Source organism: Nonomuraea fastidiosa, from assembly GCF_042751225.1.
GTDB classification, from domain to species: domain Bacteria; phylum Actinomycetota; class Actinomycetes; order Streptosporangiales; family Streptosporangiaceae; genus Nonomuraea; species Nonomuraea fastidiosa.
Window position 1 is genome coordinate 1,421,415 of the sequence record NZ_CP170570.1, and the last position, 16,885, is coordinate 1,438,299.

Here is a 16,885-nt window from a genome sequence, read left to right on the forward strand (position 1 = left end):
CGCGACGGCACGCACGGCGATAACCGCAGCACAATCCCTATGAATTTTCGTCACATGTCGTGATTTCGGTAGCGGAACAGTGCTCGCATCTGGTTAAGCTACGGACCTGTTGATGCAGGTGGGGGCCCAGAGACTCCAGAGGAGACCGCGAATGTACGGCGATGGGCCTTGGGGGGTCCCTGGATACACCGAGGTGCGCGAGCTCGGCTCGGGCGCCGGCGGCCGGGTGGTCCTCGCCAGGCGCGATTACGACGGCGTCGACGTGGCGATCAAGTACCTCAGCGACGAGCTGAGGTCGGATGTCTCGTTCGTCGCCAGGTTCCGGCATGAGGCGCGGCTGCTCGCGACGGTGCAGAGCGCGTACCACGCCAGGCTGTACGACTACGTCGAGACCGGCCAGGGCGCGGCGATCGTCATGGAGCTGATCGACGGCGTCTCGCTGCGCGAGCTGATCAGGGCCGAGGGCCCGACCGGGCCCGAGGCGGCGCTGGCCGTGCTCAAGAGCTCGCTGCGCGGCCTGGCGGCGGCGCACTCGATCGGCGTCGTGCACCGCGACTTCAAGCCCGAGAACGTCATGGTGCTGCGCGACGGCACCAGCAAGCTCGTCGACTTCGGCATCGCGGTCAGGGTCGGCGAGGAGGCGAACGCCGCGGGGACACCGCCGTACATGGCGCCCGAGCTGTGGTCGGGCGCGCCGGCCGGGCCCGCGACCGACATGTACGCCGCGACCGTCGCCTTCTACGAGTGCCTGACCGGGCACCGGCCCTTCATGGCCCAGGACATCGCCCCCCTGGTCCGCCAGCACCAGAGCACTGCACCGCCGCTCGAGCAGGTGCCCCAGCCGCTGCGCGGCCTCGTCGAGCGCGGCCTGGCCAAGCACGCGGCCGACCGGCCGCCGTCGGCGCAGGCGTACCTCGCGGCGCTGGAGGAGATCGCGGCGGTCTCGTACGGGCCCGACTGGGAGGAGCGCGGGCGGCACCGCCTGGCCGCGCTGGCCGACGCCCATGCGCCGGTCTACGCCGCCGCGCCCCAGGAGGATCCGGACGTCGAGTCGACCGTCTCGTTCGCGCAGACGCACTACCCCGAGCAGCGGCCCCAGCAGCAGAAGCCGCAGAAGCGCCTGCTCGGCAAGCTGCCCGTCAAGTTCGCGATCGCGGGTGCCGCGCTGGTGGCCGTGCTGGTGAGCGCCGTGGTGTTCATGATCAGCAGCCAGCCCGAGGCCGTGCTCCAGGCCCAGACCACCGAGGTCACGCCGACCTCGGCGGAGCCCGGCACGCCCGACCCGGTGGAGTCCGTACCGGAGGAGACGGACCTGCCGGAGGAGACGGACGAGCCGGTCGAGGAGGAGTCCCCCACGGTCTCGGAGACGCCGACGCCGACGCCCACCCCGGCGGTGACGAGGCGGCCGGTGCGGCCCACCGTACGGCCGGCCAGGACGCCGACGGCGACCCCGACAAGGACGCGGCAGCGGCGGCCGATCAGGACCAGGACGCCGGTCCACAGCCCCACCGCGACCCGCACGCAGGACGAGGAGCCGGATCCGGAGATCACCGGCGACGTCGACCCGCCCAGGGCCGACAAGCCCGACCCGACGCCCACGCGGCCGACCCAGCCCGCGCCGACGTTCACCCCGCCGCGCGAGCCTGACCCGCCCACCGAGCGGCCGACGCCGACCGGCGGGACGTCTCCCGAGTCGCCGCCGACCGGCGGGACATCCCCCGAATCGCCGCCAACCGGCGGGACGTCCCCTGAATCGCCGCCTCCCGCCGAGACGCCGGCCAGGAGCGGCACCCCGCGCTGACGCAGATCGGGCTTCCCCCGTGACGGCGCGCGCGTCAACCGTCACACTTGCGGTGAAGGGCCGCAGGGCGGGACGGATGCGTGGAACGGCACCGGGGGGCACGAACGGCGATGAACAACCCTGGGAACGGTATCGCCGGGTTCCGATTCACCGAGCACACGTGGGTGACCGAGCTCGGCAACTGGATCGACGCCATCTCACCCGACGGCCGCAGGGCGGGGGCGCTGCTGTTCGACCCGAAGATCATCGGCCTGCCCGGGGTGCGCGACCGCGTGGTGCAGGCCGTCATGACCGACCAGCGGCTCGTGATGGCCGGGGTGAACGGGCTCATCCCCGTGGCCGACGTGGTGGCCGCGGGCGAACAGGTGTGGCTGCTCACCGCGCAGGCGGTCAGCCCCACGCTGGCCGACCTGCTCGCCGCCGGGCCCATCGACCCGAACGGGGCCGCGTCCCTGCTGATCGAGACCGCGCAGACACTGCAGGCGCTGCACGCGGCCGGGGTCACGCACGGCTCCGTGCACCCCGGCACGGTGGTGATCACCGCCGAGGGCGTGTCGCTGTTGTCGGAGCGCGGGCTGTCCGACGCGATCCGCGCCCGGATCTCCCCGCCCGAGCGGGACGCGGCCGGGTGGGCGTCGCTCGCCCGCGGACTCGCGGCCTCCCTCGGTCCCGGCGCGCCGGGACCTGCCGAGCTGTTCGAACGGGCCGCTGCCACCGCGACCACACTGGGCATCGGACCCGCCAGGGACCTGCTGGTCAACGAGCGGCGCACGCTGCCCGGCGGGCGGATCAGCAGGGACGGGCTGGCGCGGGCGGCGCGCGGGCGGTCGGCGTTCGCGCAGGCGTCGCCGCAGGCGGGCGCGCCCGTACCGGCGCCTCGTGACGAGGGCGACATCGTCACGCTGCTGCACGTGCCGGGACGGTCTCCGCAGCCGCCCGTCCACTTCGGCCCCGGGATCGGGGCCGCGCAGGCTCCGGGGAGCGGCGGCCAGGCTGTGGCTGCCGGTGCCGGCGCCGGTCCCGGTATGGGTTCCGGCCTGGCCTCCGGTACGGGTTCCGCTGCGGGCTCTGGCGCGGGTTCCGGTGCGGGCTCTGGTGTGGGCACGCGGGCGCAGCGGCCTGAGACGCCGGTGGAGCGCATCTGGCGGTCGGGCCGCGACGAGGCGTCCACCGTGCGCACCCAGCGCCGGGGGCGGGCCGCGCGGGCCAGGCGGTGGCGCACGATGGCGGCCGGCGCGGTCTTCGCGATCATCATGTCGGGGGCGGTGCTGGCCTGGCTCCGGCTGGGCAACGTACCCGACCTGGCCGTCACGTCCGTGGACGTGACGGCGCCGAAGAAGACGCAGGGCTGCGACAGCTCCGTGCTCATCACGGGCACGGTCGTCACCAACGGGGCGCCGGGCGAGATCACGTACGAGTGGCTCAAGAACCTGGACGAAGAGGTCGTCACGGGCACGCTGCGCACCGAGTCGGACAGGACCTCGTACGAGCTGCCGCTGCGGTGGACGCTGCAGGGTAAGAGCAACGTCAAGGCCACGGCCACGCTGCGCATCCTCAGCCCCGGCCCGGTTCGCAGCGACAAGGCCAGCTTCACGTACAAGTGCTGATCTCACTAATCTGACGACCATGACCACGCAGACCCCCGCGGGCTGGTACCCGGACCCCTACGGAGAGCCGCAGCTTCGCTGGTGGGACGGCACCCAATGGACGGACGCCACGCACGCCCACGAGCCCGGTCCGGCCCAGCAGCCCTCCGGCCCCCAGTCGCCCGCGCAGCCTCCGACGCAGGGACAGTCCCAGACCGGCCCCGGGTGGGCGGTGACGCCGGCCAATCCGACGATGCGGTTCGGCCAGCCCACGTACGGGCAGTCCGCCTACGGCGCGCCGGGGCAGCAGCAGCCGCCGGGCACCGCGCCGTGGGGCGGCGCGCCGCTGCCGGGCCCCGGCTACGGGCCGCCGCCCAAGCAGCGCAATCCGATGCCGTGGATCTTCGGCGGGCTCGCCGCCGTGGTGGTGCTCGCGCTGATCGTGGTCGCCGCCGTCTTCCTCATCAACCGCGACCCCTCCACACAGACCGCCGCGCCGACACCGAGGCCGACGACCGACTCGCGGCCGACCGAGGAGCCTCCGACCCAGGAACCGCCCACGCAGGAGCCGCCAGGGCAGGCCGAGTTCCCGCAGCCGTCCGACGGGCGCATCATCGACGCGCGCGCCGGCGTCTCGTTCGAGGTGCCCGACGGCTGGACGGTGCCGCAGTGGAACCACGTCAACAGCGGCAACCCGACGGAGCAGCAGTTCTCCGCGGCGGTACAGAAGACCTCACAGGAGAACTACCAGGGCGGGTCCGACTGGGTGGGCAACGTCTACACGGGCGTGCTCAACCAGCTCTACCCCTACAGCGGCGTCTCCGGCATGAGCGACACCGCCAAGGCCGTCTTCGTCCACTTCACGACCCAGTACTACTCGCCCGCCCACGAGAGCAAGGTCGTCTCCGACAAGGCCATGAAGATCGGCGACAAGCAGGCGTGGGTGCTGAAGTTCCAGCTCGACTTCACGAAGGTCGCCGAGGACAACGGCTACAAGTGGAAGAAGGAGAACGGCGCGATCGTGCTGATGGACCGGGGTACGGGCCAGAGCCCGGCCCTCATCTACGTCTCCGTCCCCGACAATCTCGGCACCGACGTGGTCGACGAGGTTCTCGACTCGCTCAGGCCCGCATGACCGGTGGCACTAGGCTGGTGCTTGTAACAAGCGGGCGGATTGCTCCGAGCCGCTGGGCGAGGAGAACGAATGAGTGACTTGCTGGTCTGGATCGACTGCGAGATGACCGGGCTCGACCTGAGCCGCGACGCGCTCGTCGAGGTGGCGTGCGTCATCACCGACAGCGAGCTGAACCAACTGGACGAGGGCGTCGACGTGGTCATCAAGCCGCCGCCGGAGTCACTGGAGCAGATGTCGGACGTCGTACGCGAGATGCACACGGCCTCGGGCCTGCTGCCCGAGCTGGCGGGCGGCGTGACGTTGTCCGAGGCGGAGTCGCTGGTGCTCGACTACATCCGCCGCCACGTGCCCGAGCCGAAGAAGGCTCCGCTGTGCGGCAACTCGATCGGCACCGACCGTACGTTCATCGCCCGCGACATGCCCGGGGTCGATGCGTATTTGCACTACCGGATGGTGGACGTCTCCTCCATCAAGGAACTGGTGCGCCGGTGGTACCCCCGGGTCTACTTCGCCGCGCCCGAAAAGCAGGGCGGACACCGTGCTCTGGCGGACATCACGGAGAGCATCAGGGAGCTGCGCTACTACCGCGCGGCGGTGTTCGTCGGCCAGCCGGGACCCGACTCGGCGACCGCCAGAGCACTCGCCGAGCGTGTCACGGGCTAAAGGAGTGGCGTAAAGACTCCCGAACACCGCTACACTTTTCCTGTGCCGCTTCACCGGGAGCGGCCGTGGTGGGTGTAGCTCAGTTGGCAGAGCGCCAGGTTGTGGTCCTGGATGTCGAGGGTTCAAGTCCCTTCACTCACCCCAGGCGGGCGAGGTTCCGGCCACGCGGCCTGAGGCAGCGCCTCGGGTTCGCGTACGGGCCTCGCCCTTCTTCTTTTCCAGGCTTCCGGCTTCCCCGGCCCCTCGATGAGGTCCGCATCCGGCGGTTCGGTCGCTGTGATCCGCGTCTCACCTTCGCCGCTTCGCGCCAGGACGTGAAGAGCCCGGCCAATTTTTCCGGCAACACCCCCAAATCGTGACAATGCGGGTTATGCTCGCTGTCTACTGCCAACGCCGTGAGCACGGGGGTTATCGGCGATCTACCGTCCGCGCGCGCCCTCGGAGGCCGGATGAGAGTCGACGACGCAGCGTTTGAAAGCGTGTTCACGTCCCTGAGCAAACGCGAGGCCGAGGTCATGGACCTGATCGCGACGGGGCAGTCCAACGGGGAGATCGCCCAGAGGCTGTTCCTCAGCGAGAAAACGGTCAAGAACCACGTCAACCGCATCTACGCCAAACTCGGCGTCGACTCAAGGGTGTCGGCCATCGGGTTGTGGCTGTCCCGCAAGAAGTAACGCCGGACCTCACCCCTCCCCCGCCCTGCCCCGGGCAGGCGGGCGCGACTCCAAGGGGTCGCGCCCGGAACCCAGGGCGGCCGCTCCCGCACGCCCTGAAGCAGGGACAGGCGGGATGCGACCGCCCGGAACCGGCCCGTGCCCTCTACGCCCCGAAACAGACGACCACGCCCCGCTGTGGGAGGGGCGCACGCACCTCGCCCCGGCCAGGGTGAGCGCACACGCGCCTCTCTGCTTGCGGAGTGGCGAACGCACAGGCGCGCCCGTCCGTTTCCGGGGTGAGCGACCAGGCGCCCGCTCAGGTGCGGCGCGCCCCTCCCGCAGCGGGGCGTGGGTCACCTGCGGCCAGAGGCGCCGGGACACGCGCCGTCCCCTGCCGGAACGGGGCGAGCCGCGTGCCGCGCCTCCCGCCGGGCGCTCATCGGGGGCCGCAGAAGGAGGACGGGCGCACGGCCGCGCGTGCGGGGAAAGGCGCCCTCGGCGGGCGAACTGGGTGGGTCAGTGAGTTTTGACCGGTCACTGGTCTGTTTGCGGGCGTATGGCGGATAGCAGACCAGCATGGTGGATATCGCGCGGTCGTGGTGGCTGATTCTGGTGCGGGGGCTCGCGGCCGTCGTGTTCGGCATCCTGGCGCTCGCCTGGCCCGGCCTCACGCTGCTCGTCCTGGTCATCTTCTTCGGCGCGTACGCCCTCGTCGGCGGCATCTCCGAGCTGTTCGCCGGGTTCCGCCACGGCGCGCAGTCACGGGCGTGGCTGATCATCTCCGGGATCCTCAGCATCCTGGCGGGCATCATCGCGCTGGTCTGGCCCGGCATCACCTCGCTCGCCCTGCTGCTCATCATCGGCGTCTGGGCGATCGTGTCCGGCATCTCCGAGATCGTGGCCGGCATCCACCTGCGCAAGCAGATCGACAACGAGTGGCTGCTCATCATCGGCGGCGCCCTGTCCGTGATCTTCGGCGTGCTGCTGCTCGCCCGCCCGGGTCCGGGTCTGCTGAGCCTGGCGTGGCTGATCGGCGCCTTCGCCATCCTGTACGGCATCGCCATGATCGCCCTCTCATTCCGCGTGAAGAACTTCACTTCTGGCGCCCGAGTGCCGTAAATTTTGTTTACGTAGCGGCGTTCCTCAAGAGGAATGTCAGACCCGCTGTGGAGGCGCCATGGACGTACACACCCGCCTTGCCCGCCACCTGCTCGTCGACGGCTACCGTCTCGTGCTCGACCTGGAGCTCAGCCGCGGTTCCTGGCTGGTAGACGCCCGCGACGGACGCCGATATCTGGACTTCTACACGTTCTTCGCCTCGGCCCCGCTGGGCGTGAACCCCCCGTTCGACCCCGACTTCGCGCAGCTCCTCGGCCAGGTCGCGCGGAACAAGCCGGCGAACCCCGACATCTACACCGAGCACCTGGCCGACTTCGTCGACACCTTCACCCGCGTGCTGGGCGACCCCGCGCTGCCGCACCTGTTCTTCGTCGAGGGCGGCGCACTCGCCGTGGAGAACGCGCTCAAGACGGCCTTCGACTGGAAGAGCCGCCGCAACGAGGCCGCAGGGCGCTCTCGCGACCTCGGCACCAAGGTCATGCACCTGACCAAGGCGTTCCACGGCCGCAGCGGCTACACGCTGAGCCTGACCAACACCGAGCCCGGCAAGACCGACCGCTTCCCCACGTTCGACTGGCCGCGCATCGACGTGCCCGCCATCCACTTCGGCGACGTCGAGGCCGCCGAGGAGCGGGCGCTGGCGCAGGCGCGGGAGGCGTTCGAGCGCCACCCCCACGACATCGCGTGTTTCATAGCCGAGCCCATTCAGGGCGAAGGCGGAGACAACCACATGCGGCCGGAGTTCCTGCGCGCGATGCAGGACCTGTGCCACCAGTACGACGCGCTGTTCATCCTGGACGAGGTGCAGACCGGCGGCGGCACCACCGGTACGCCGTGGGCCTACCAGCAGCTCGGCCTTGAGCCCGACATCGTGGCCTTCGCCAAGAAGGTGCAGGTCGGCGGCATCATGGCGGGCCGCAGGGTGGACGAGGTGCCCGACAACGTGTTCCAGGTGAGCGGCCGCATCAACTCCACCTGGGGCGGCGGGCTCGTGGACATGGTGCGCAGCCGCGGCCTGCTGGAGATCATCGAGCGGGACAACCTGATCGAGCGCGCCGGGACTTTGGGCGCCACCATCCTCGAACGCCTCACGAAGCTGGAGGCCGAGCACCCTGAGACCGTCTCGAACGTCCGGGGCCGCGGTCTCATGCTCGCCTTCGACCTGCCCGACGCGGCGGCCCGCGACGATCTGGTGACGCGGCTCAGGGAGGAGCACGGCGTGCTGGTGCTGCCGTGCGGGCCCAGGTCCGTACGCCTGCGTCCGGCGCTCAACATCCCCGAGTCCGATGTGGACTTCGGTCTCGCCGCGCTCTCCGAGGCCCTGTAAGCCCTCTTCACACCCTGTGCCCTCGTCACTCCTCTAGCGGCACCCAAGGGCCCACAGGTCCTGCGAGCGGCCTCCACGCGCGTCTCCCGAGCGCGAGCGGAGGCCGCTGCTATTGGGTGACGCTGGTGCTATTGGGTGACGCTGGCCCTGCTGCGGTGCGGCCCGGCGTACCGCCAGAAGAAGTTGAGCAGCACGGCGGCGCGGTTGCGGTCGCCCAGCAGGTACGCCACGTGCACGAAGATCCACACCAGCCAGGCGGGCAGGCCGCGCATGGTGAACCCGTTGGTGAGCTGGAGCACGGCCTCCGCCTTGCCGACGGTCGCCATGATGCCCGGGTCGCGGTAGGAGAACGGCCGCAGGGGCCGTCCCCGCCAGGCCGCCGCGATCTGCTTGCCGACGTGCTTGCCCATCTGAATGGCGGGCTGGGCGAGCTGGGGAAGCGCGTCGGGCGGCGCGGCCAGGTCGCCGGCCACGAAGATCTCCGGGTGGTCGGGCAGGTTGAGCGCCTCGGTGAGCGTGACCCGCCCGCCCTTGCCCTGCGGCAGCCCCCACGAGCCGACCTCGGGCGGCGCGGTGACGCCGAGCGCCCAGACGGTGACGTCGCTGGGCAGGCGGGTGCCGTCGGCCAGCACCACCGCGTCGGGCTCGACGGAGGCCACGGTGGCACCGAGCCGCAGACGCACGCCGCGCCTGCGCAGCGCCTCGGCCGCCGCGTCGCGCAGGCGCGGCTTGTACGGCGCGAGCACGTACTCGAACCGCTCGACCAGCGTCACGCTGGTCTGGTCGGCCCGCACCTCGGGATGGGTCAGCGGGATCGTGTGGCGGCGCAGCTCGGCGAGCGTGCCGGCCATCTCGACGCCGGTCGCGCCCGCGCCCACCACCACGACGTGCATGCTCTCGCGGCGGCCCGTGGCGGTGTCCTCAAGCTGGTGCTGGAGCCTGCGGCGCAGCACGGCCGCGTCGCCGAGCGAGTAGATCGGCAGCGCGTTCTCCTTGGCGCCGGGCACGCCGAGCCAGTTGGTGGTCACGCCGGTGGCCAGCACCAGGAAGTCGTAGTCGAGCGAGGTGCCGTCCTCGAACTCGACCCGCCGCTCGTCGGCCAGGATCTTGCTGAGCGAGGCGCGCCTGGCCCGCACGTTCGGCCAGCGGGCGGCGTACGTGCGGGTCGGGTAGGACACATCCGACGTGCTCATCCCGGCGGTGGCCACCTGGTAGAGCAGCGGCTGGAAGGTCGCGTACGGGTTGCGGTCGACGAGCGTCACCAGCGCGCCGCTCTTGGCCAGCTCGCGTGTCGCGGCCAGCCCGGCGAAGCCCGCGCCCACGACGACGACCCGTGCTCTCTTGCCCATGACAGGTCCTTCCCCCTGAGAAGTGTCATGGATGCCTATGGGCGCGCCAGCTTCTCTTAAACCGCGCGAACGCGGCAGGACGGACAAAGCACAGATCAGGGCGGGGAAACCGGAAGGCTAGGCGTGCGAGTAGACCACGATCGACACCGCGATGTACTGCACGAGGTACGCCGCGATCGTGAACGCGTGGAAGACCTCGTGGAAGCCGAACCAGCGGGGCGAGGGGTCGGGGCGGCGCAGGCCGTACACGATGGCGCCGGCGGAGTAGAAGACGCCGCCGATGGCGACCAGCACGACGGCGGCCACGCCCGCGCCGTCGAGAAGCTGGGGCATGACGAACACGGCCGTCCAGCCGAGCGCCAGGTAGAGGAGCGTGTAGAGCCAGCGGGGCGCGTTCATCCACAGGATCCGGAACAGCACGCCGGCCAGCGCGCCGCCCCAGATCACCGACAGCACGGCCACCTGGGGCGTGCCTTCGAGTGCGAGCAGCGCGAACGGGGTGTAGGTACCGGCGATGATCAGGTAGATGTTCGCGTGGTCCACGCGGCGCAGGAACTCGGCCAGGCGGGGGCCGAGCGTGCCGCGGTGGTAGGTGGCGGAGATGCCGAACAGCAACGCCGAGGTGATCGCGTAGATGGCGGAGGCCAGCCTGGCCTGGAGTGTCGGGCCGAGCGCCACGAGCACGAACCCGGCGACCAGCGTCACGGGCAGCGCTCCGGTGTGCAACCAGCCTCGCAGCCTGGGCTTGGCGGTGATGGTCGTCATGAAACCTACGGTAGCGTAGGTTACTGGTCAGAAACATCCCCGAACCCGGCGAATCGGGCGTGATGTCGATCTCGCGCCACGGGCCGGTGAACGCTCCTGCCCCGGCGAACGCTAGAGGCCCTTGAAGAAGCGGGCCGCGATGGGGACGGCGGCGTTCCTGCCCGAGCCGCCGTGCCGTACGAAGACGCAGAAGGCCAGGTCATCGCGGAACCCGATGAACCAGGCGTGCGAGGGCCCGTCGGGCACCTCGGCGGTGCCGGTCTTGCCCGAGACGTCCGCGGGGAGTCCCATGCCGCTGGCCGTCCCGTGGTCCACGACGGCGGCCATCATGTCGCGCAGCGCCGCCACCACGCGGGGGTCCATCACGACGTCGCCGTGCGGGATGCCGTCGATGCGGCGTACCTGCTCCTTCGACAGCAGGCGCGGCGAGCGCCAGGTGCCGCTCTCGACGGCGGCGGCGAGCGCGGCCATGCAGAGCGGGGTGGTGACGACCTCGCCCTGGCCGATGGCGTCGGCGGCCAGCATGTCGAGGTCGCCGGTCTCGGGCACCGCGCCGCAGCTTCCGCCGATGCCGGTGGCGATGGAGCGGCCGAAGCCCCACTCCTCGGCCGTCGCGCGCAGGTCGGCGCTCTTCAGCCGGGTCGTGGTCTGCTCGACGAACGTGGTGTTGCAGGAGTACGCGAACGCGTCGGTGAAGGTGACGACGCCGCGGTCCACCGCGCCGTCGTTGCGGAAGGAGCTGTGGAAGGGGATCTGGTACGTGCCGGGGCAGGGCACCTGGGCGGCCGGGTCGAGCCCGCTCTTGAGCAGGGCCGCCGCGGTGATGGTCTTGAACACCGAGCCGGGCGGGAAGACGTCGCGCACGGCGCTGTAGTTGTCCTCCAGCCGGTCGGCCAGCGCCAGGATCTCACCGGTGCTGGGCCGGATCACGATCATGGTGGAGTCGTCCACGCCGTCCAGCGCCCGCGCGGCCGCCGCCTGCACGGGACGGGAGAGCGTGGTGCGTTCGACCTCGGCCTTGGGCGCGCGGGTCAGCAGCCGCACGTCGGGGCGTCCTGGAGTCTTGGCGACCAGCGCCCACCCGTGGTTGACCTGCTCGAACTCGGGTCTGAGCGGTTCGAGGTACGCCTCGGCGTAGCTGTCGACGGGGATCTTGTCGCCCTCGCTGGTGACCAGCTCGGCCGGGGTGGGGTCGATCTCGGTCAGCTCCAGCGTGACGCCGTCCTTGAGCATGGGGTGCAGGGTCTCGGGGGTCCATAAGACCTTCCACGCGCGGTCGCGTACGGCCAGGTGTAAGACCCCGTCGAACGGCCACGCGCCCAGCTCCGCAAGCTGCCGCACCCCCGTGAACGGCACCTCGGCGCTCTCCTCCCCTGTGCCGCGCAGCGGGCCCGGGGTGAGCTGGAGCGACTCGACATGTAACTCCTCGCTGAGCTGCCGATGCCGTACGGCGAAGTCCTCGGGAGGCTTGTAGACCAGCCGCGCCATGGCCGCGAGGTCGCCTTCGCGCCAGGCCGCGAAGTACGCGGCGGCCGTCTCATCAGCGCTTCCCTTGATCCGGTTCGACGCGATGACGGCGAAGGCGCCGGCCCCAACTACCGCGACAACGGCGATAACGAGCACAATCAGCCTTCGTCGTCGCATACGGTGCTCCCAGGAGGCGATGAGACGTGGCACGTGGACAGCGGGAACCGACGCCCGGCCGGTACCCGGTGACGTTCGGGGAGATCGAGCTTCTCCGAGATCTGGACCGGCAGGACGGCTGGGTGCTGTCCAAGGATGGCGTACCGCAGTCGTATGTGGATCTACAAGACCCGACATTCCTCGAATTCGAGTATGTACGGCTGATGGCGGATGTGATCGACCTTCTGGCGGACGGGCCGCTGAGCTGCGTCCACGTCGGCGGCGGCGCCTGCACGATCCCCCGCTACGTCTCCGCCACCCGGCCGGGCTCTCGCCACATCGTGATCGAGCCCGACGGCCTGCTGGTCAACCTCGTACGCGAGCAGCTCAACCTGCGATCCGTGCCGAAGCTGAAGGTGATCGTGGCGGGCGGGCGTGAGGGCACGGGCAAGGTGTGGGACACCACGGCCGACCTGGTGGTGCTCGACGCGTTCAGCGGGGCGACGATGCCCGTCGAGCTGGCCACCGTGGAGTACATGGGCGACATCGCGCGCATCATGCGGCCCGGCGGCACGCTGCTGATCAACATGGCCGACGGCAAGGGGCTCGCCTTCGCCAAGCGGCTGCTCGCCACCGTGTCCGGCACGTTCCCGCATGTGGCGCTGCTGGCCGAGCCCGGCGTGATGCGCGGGCGGCGGTTCGGGAACCTCATCGTGGCCGCCTCGCGTACCGAGCTGCCGACCGACCTGCTCACCCGGCGCGCGGCGGGCGGCCTGACGCAGGCGCGCTGCGTGTACGGCGAGGCGCTGACGAACTTCATCGCCGGCGCCGCCGTCATCAAGGACGGCGACCCCGTGCTCGCCCCGGTGCCCCCGCCCGCCGTCTTCGGCTGACGCCACCGGCGCACCGCGGGCGGGCCTGGACCGGCCGCCCCGGGAAAACCGCTATCGCACGTACGGCGGCCGGACCCGGACTGGCCGCCATGACGACTCAGGAAGTGCTGCTCATCGGCGGCCGGGCCGGTTCCGGCAAGAGCACCGCCGGCTACGAGGTGTCCCGGCTGCTGCGCGCGGCGGGCGTGGCCCACTGCCTCATCGAGGGCGACAACCTCTGCGAGGCCCATCCCATGCCCGCGGACGACCCGCACGGGACCGCGATGACCGAGGCCAACCTGGCCGCGCTGCGGGCCAACTACCGCGGGCTCGGCTACCGGCGGCTCATGTACACCAACACCGTGAGCGTGCTGGAGCGCGACCTCGTGACGCGGGCGATGGGCGGCGGGCCGATGCGTGTCATCGGGGTGCTGCTGACGGCGGGCGACGACACCGTACGGCGGCGGCTGGCGGGGCGCGAGCGCGGCTCCGGTTTCGAGGAGGAGCTGCGGCGCAGCACCCGCGGCGCCCGGGTGCTTGAGCGGGAGTCGGGCGACTGGGTGGTGCGCGTGCCGACGGACGGCCGCACCGTGACCGAGGTCGCCACCGAGGTGGTGGCGGCGACCGGCTGGCTCCAGGACACCGCCGCCTCGACGACCTGATCCCTCCCTGACGCCCCGGCCTCTGCCGACCCGATGCCGGGCAACCCGATCCCGCCGATGCCGGGCAACCCGGCCCCGGACGACCCGATGCCGGGCAACCCGACCCCGGCCGACCCGACCCTGGGCAACCCGGCCTCGGATGGGCTCGCATCCGGCCGCTTCGCCCCTGGCCGACCTGCCCCTGAGCGGCCTCACCACCCGGCCGCCGCGATTCCCTGCCGAACCAGAGGGTTTCCCGTTCGCCAAAAAAGTGATATCACATTGCTAGCAAGATGAAGTCACTTGGAAGGAGGAGAGGATGGCGGAGACGTCGGGCGGGGCCGCGCTTGAGGGCACCGTCGTGGAGATGCCGGCCCCGCGCACGAAGGAGCGCCCGGTCAAGGCGGCCAACGGGTTCGTGATGCTGGCGGTGGCGACGCTGCTGCTCCTGGCCGGGCTGGCGCTGCTCGTGGTGGGGATCGGCCTGCTCGCCTCCGGGGCCGGGCAGGGCGGGCTGTTGCTGCTGATCGGCGGCGGCCTGGCGGCGCTGATCGGGTTCGTGATGTACTTCGGGCTCACCCCCGTGGCGCCGGGCGAGGCCCGGGTGGTGCAGCTCCTCGGCCGGTACGTCGGCACGCTGCGCACCCCCGGCTTCCAGTGGGTCAACCCGATCACCGCCCGCCGCCGGGTGTCCACGAGGATCCGCAACCACGAGACGGACGTGACGAAGGTCAACGACGCCGACGGCAACCCGATCCAGATCGCGACCGTGGTGGTGTGGCAGGTGGAGGACACCGCGCAGGCGGTGTTCGAGGTGGACGACTTCGTGGAGTTCGTGGCCATCCAGGCCGAGACGGCGGTGCGCCACATCGCGAGCACCTACCCGTACGACTCGCACGGCGAGCCGCGACTGTCGCTGCGCGACAACGCCGACGAGATCAACGAGCGGCTCTCGGCGGAGATCGCGGTGCGGGTGGCCCCGGCCGGCGTGAAGATCATCGAGTCGCGCATCATCCACCTGGCCTACGCGCCCGAGATCGCCAGCGCGATGCTCCGCCGCCAGCAGGCGGGCGCGATCGTGGCGGCCCGGCAGCGCATCGTGGACGGCGCGGTCGGCATGGTCGAGATGGCGCTGGCCAAGCTGGCCGAGCACGAGGTGGTGGAGCTCGACGAGGAGCGCAAGGCGGCGATGGTGAGCAACCTGCTCGTGGTGCTGGTCGGCGACCGCGACACCCAGCCCGTCGTCAACACCGGCACGCTCTACCAGTAACCCGTGGAACGCAAGAAGATCCTGCTCCGGCTCGACCCGGTGGTGCACGACGCGCTCGCCAAGTGGGCCGCCGACGAGCTGCGCAGCACGAACTCCCAGATCGAGTTCCTGTTGCGCAGGGCGCTGGCCGAGGCCGGGCGCCTGCCGGAGGGGGTGGGGCGGATGCGCCCGCGCGGCCGGCCGCGCAAGACACCGGAAGGCGACAGCCGCGACGAGGAGGAACCACCCGATGCAGACGGTGCGGCACCGTGAACCGCTCACCCGCTCGGCCTTCCTGCTGGCCTTCGACCTGCGCAAGGACCGCCTGGTGCAGCGCATGGAGCTGGGTCACCTGCTGCGGGCGGCGGCGCTGGCGGAGCTGCTGCTCCAGGGCTGCCTGACCGACGAGGACGGCAAGGCCAAGGCCGTGCACCCGCCCGAGGGCGCCGGCTCCGGCTCGCTGCCGGCGATCGTCTGGGAACAGATCTCGGCGTCGCCGCCGCGCTCCTGGCGGCGCTGGATCCGCAAGGATCACGCCAAGGCCGTCGAGGTGGTCCGCGACGAGCTGGCCGCCGAGCGCCTGATCCGCGTCGAGCGGCGCCGGGTGCTGCTGTTCCCGGTGGAGCGGATCGTGCCGCGCAAGCCGTATCTCTCCCGGCGGCTCGCCGAGCGGGCCGGCAGGGCCGTGCAGGGCGGCCGGCCGGTCGGGCGCGTGGAGCCGGACATCCGGGTGCTGGCCGCGCTGGCGGTGGCGGCCAGATTGAAGGCGGTCGCCGGTCGCAGGGATCGGGCCGCACGCGACCGCCTCGATCAGCTCGGGCAGCCCGTCGAACCGATCGTCACCGCCCTGCGCAAGGCCATCGACGCGGTCAAGAAATCGGGCCCGTCGGGCGAGGGCTAGCGACCACCGACACGACGACCAACCCAGGGGGACCCATGACCACGTCTCAGCAGGCAGCGGCCACGCCTGCGGGCACCGCCCCGCGGGCTCTGGCCCCCGACCTGGCCAGGGGCGCGATGCTGCTGGCCATCGCCTTCGCGCACGCGCCGCTGTTCGTCGCCGACGTCGCCAAGAGCCCGGCCTGGGCAGGTGCGCTCACCGACGTCTTCCTGTTCCTCTTCGTCAACAACCACGCCAGGCCGCTGTTCGCGTTCCTGTTCGGCTACTCGCTGGTCCAGCTCCTCGATCGGCGGCTCGCGCGGGGCTCCGACTGGGTGAGCGTCCGCAAGCTGCTGCGCCGCCGCGGCTGGTGGCTGGTGGTGTTCGGGCTGGCGCACACGGTGCTGCTCGTCCCCATCGACATCCTGGCCGGTTACGGCGTGACCGCCCTCATCTTCGTCCCCTTGCTGCGCCGCTCCGACAAGGCCGTGCTGTGGGCGGCGGGCCTGGCGATGGTGCCCGCCACGGTGATGTCCACGATCGGCCTGTGGCTGCCGATGTCGCAGGGGCGGCGCACGTACGAGGCGGGCAGCGTGGTCACCGGGCAGGGCGCCTCCTACCTGACCGGGCTCGCCGAACGGGCCGGCTCCTGGCCGTTCGCCCTGGTCGTCGAGCTGCTGATCGTGATCCCCGGCGTGCTGTTCGGCATGTGGGCGGCCCGCCGCCGCTTCCTCGACCAGCCGGAGGCGCACCGCCCGTTCCTGGTGCGCGTGGCCGTGCTCACCACGATCGTGTCGATCGTCGGCTCGCTGCCCGCCGCGCTCATGCACGCCGGCGTGTGGACCGGCGCGCCCGCGGGGGTTCTGTGGATCGCGGTGCTGCTCCAGCCGCTCACCGGCTACGCCGGCGGCATCGGCATGGCGGCGATCGTCGCCCTGGTGGCCACCACGGCGGCGGCCCAGCGGCGCGGCCGGCTCACCACGATGGTCGAGGCGCTCGGCCAGCGGTCGATGACCTTCTACCTCTTCCAGTCGGTCGCGTTCATCCTGATCTTCGCCCCGTTCGGGCTGGGCCTGCAGGACGACTTCGGCCTGGCGGGCGCCACGGTGATCGCGGCGCTCACCTGGGTGCTGTCGCTGGTGCTCGCCGACCTCATGCGGCGGGCCCGGTACCGTGGCCCGTTCGAGAACCTGCTGCGCCGCCTGGCCTACCGCTGAGC

The 16,885-nt window shown here is 71.4% G+C and carries 16 protein-coding genes and 1 tRNA gene; 14 read left to right on the forward strand and 3 right to left on the reverse strand.

What is annotated here, in order from left to right; all coding sequences use genetic code 11:
- Nucleotides 1-151 precede the first annotated feature (151 nt).
- From ACFMQL_RS06345 to lat, 8 genes are all read left to right on the forward strand, one after another.
- Nucleotides 152-1,801: a protein kinase gene (locus ACFMQL_RS06345; RefSeq protein WP_378784902.1), complete on the forward strand. Its 1,650-nt coding sequence runs from the start codon at nt 152-154 to the stop codon at nt 1,799-1,801.
- Between the two features lie 110 nt (nt 1,802-1,911).
- Nucleotides 1,912-3,408, forward strand: coding sequence for a hypothetical protein (locus ACFMQL_RS06350; protein WP_378784904.1), 1,497 nt, complete (start codon nt 1,912-1,914; stop codon nt 3,406-3,408).
- A gap of 19 nt (nt 3,409-3,427) precedes the next feature.
- Nucleotides 3,428-4,522 carry a DUF2510 domain-containing protein gene (locus ACFMQL_RS06355; RefSeq protein ID WP_378784905.1) on the forward strand — a complete coding sequence of 365 codons (1,095 nt, stop codon included), beginning with the start codon at nt 3,428-3,430 and terminating at the stop codon, nt 4,520-4,522.
- A 69-nt stretch (nt 4,523-4,591) separates the two neighbouring features.
- Nucleotides 4,592-5,185, forward strand: coding sequence for an oligoribonuclease (orn, locus tag ACFMQL_RS06360; RefSeq protein ID WP_364058467.1), 594 nt, complete (start codon nt 4,592-4,594; stop codon nt 5,183-5,185).
- Nucleotides 5,186-5,253: 68 nt separating this feature from the next.
- A tRNA-His gene (locus tag ACFMQL_RS06365) sits at nt 5,254-5,329 on the forward strand.
- Nucleotides 5,330-5,664: 335 nt separating this feature from the next.
- A complete protein-coding gene (locus ACFMQL_RS06370) occupies nt 5,665-5,859 on the forward strand; it encodes a LuxR C-terminal-related transcriptional regulator (RefSeq protein ID WP_378784907.1) in 195 nt (64 codons plus the stop codon).
- 558 nt (nt 5,860-6,417) lie between these two features.
- A complete protein-coding gene (locus ACFMQL_RS06375; RefSeq protein WP_364058470.1) occupies nt 6,418-6,960 on the forward strand; it encodes an HdeD family acid-resistance protein in 543 nt (180 codons plus the stop codon).
- A 58-nt stretch (nt 6,961-7,018) separates the two neighbouring features.
- A complete protein-coding gene (gene lat, locus ACFMQL_RS06380) occupies nt 7,019-8,287 on the forward strand; it encodes an L-lysine 6-transaminase (protein ID WP_364058473.1) in 1,269 nt (422 codons plus the stop codon).
- Between the two features lie 128 nt (nt 8,288-8,415).
- On the opposite strand, the gene ACFMQL_RS06385 is transcribed toward lat, so the two are convergent.
- From ACFMQL_RS06385 to ACFMQL_RS06395, 3 genes are all read right to left on the reverse strand, one after another.
- On the reverse strand, nt 8,416-9,636 hold the full coding sequence (locus ACFMQL_RS06385; protein WP_364058475.1) for an NAD(P)/FAD-dependent oxidoreductase: 1,221 nt from the start codon (nt 9,634-9,636) through the stop codon (nt 8,416-8,418).
- A gap of 117 nt (nt 9,637-9,753) precedes the next feature.
- A complete protein-coding gene (locus tag ACFMQL_RS06390) occupies nt 9,754-10,401 on the reverse strand; it encodes a hemolysin III family protein (protein WP_364058477.1) in 648 nt (215 codons plus the stop codon).
- 111 nt (nt 10,402-10,512) lie between these two features.
- Nucleotides 10,513-12,045 (reverse strand): penicillin-binding transpeptidase domain-containing protein, encoded by a 1,533-nt coding sequence (locus tag ACFMQL_RS06395; protein ID WP_378784909.1) that lies wholly within the window; start codon nt 12,043-12,045, stop codon nt 10,513-10,515.
- Between the two features lie 26 nt (nt 12,046-12,071).
- Here ACFMQL_RS06395 and ACFMQL_RS06400 point away from each other — a divergent pair, with 26 nt between their 5' ends.
- From ACFMQL_RS06400 to ACFMQL_RS06425, 6 genes are all read left to right on the forward strand, one after another.
- Nucleotides 12,072-12,917 (forward strand): fused MFS/spermidine synthase, encoded by an 846-nt coding sequence (locus tag ACFMQL_RS06400; RefSeq protein WP_364058481.1) that lies wholly within the window; start codon nt 12,072-12,074, stop codon nt 12,915-12,917.
- Between the two features lie 89 nt (nt 12,918-13,006).
- Entirely contained in the window at nt 13,007-13,558 is a 552-nt protein-coding gene (locus ACFMQL_RS06405) for a hypothetical protein (RefSeq protein WP_378784911.1), read from the forward strand.
- A gap of 298 nt (nt 13,559-13,856) precedes the next feature.
- Complete coding sequence (locus ACFMQL_RS06410; protein ID WP_364058486.1) at nt 13,857-14,807, forward strand: SPFH domain-containing protein; 951 nt, start codon at nt 13,857-13,859, stop codon at nt 14,805-14,807.
- A 3-nt stretch (nt 14,808-14,810) separates the two neighbouring features.
- Nucleotides 14,811-15,059, forward strand: a complete 249-nt coding sequence (locus ACFMQL_RS06415; protein WP_364058489.1) for a hypothetical protein — start codon at nt 14,811-14,813, stop codon at nt 15,057-15,059.
- Nucleotides 15,037-15,687 (forward strand): GPP34 family phosphoprotein, encoded by a 651-nt coding sequence (locus ACFMQL_RS06420; RefSeq protein ID WP_364058492.1) that lies wholly within the window; start codon nt 15,037-15,039, stop codon nt 15,685-15,687. Before ACFMQL_RS06415 ends, ACFMQL_RS06420 begins: the two co-directional genes overlap by 23 nt.
- A 35-nt stretch (nt 15,688-15,722) precedes the next feature.
- The gene (locus ACFMQL_RS06425) at nt 15,723-16,883 is read left to right on the forward strand and encodes a DUF418 domain-containing protein (protein ID WP_364058495.1); all 1,161 of its coding nucleotides are present in this window, start codon (nt 15,723-15,725) and stop codon (nt 16,881-16,883) included.
- The last annotated feature ends 2 nt before the right edge of the window (nt 16,884-16,885 follow it).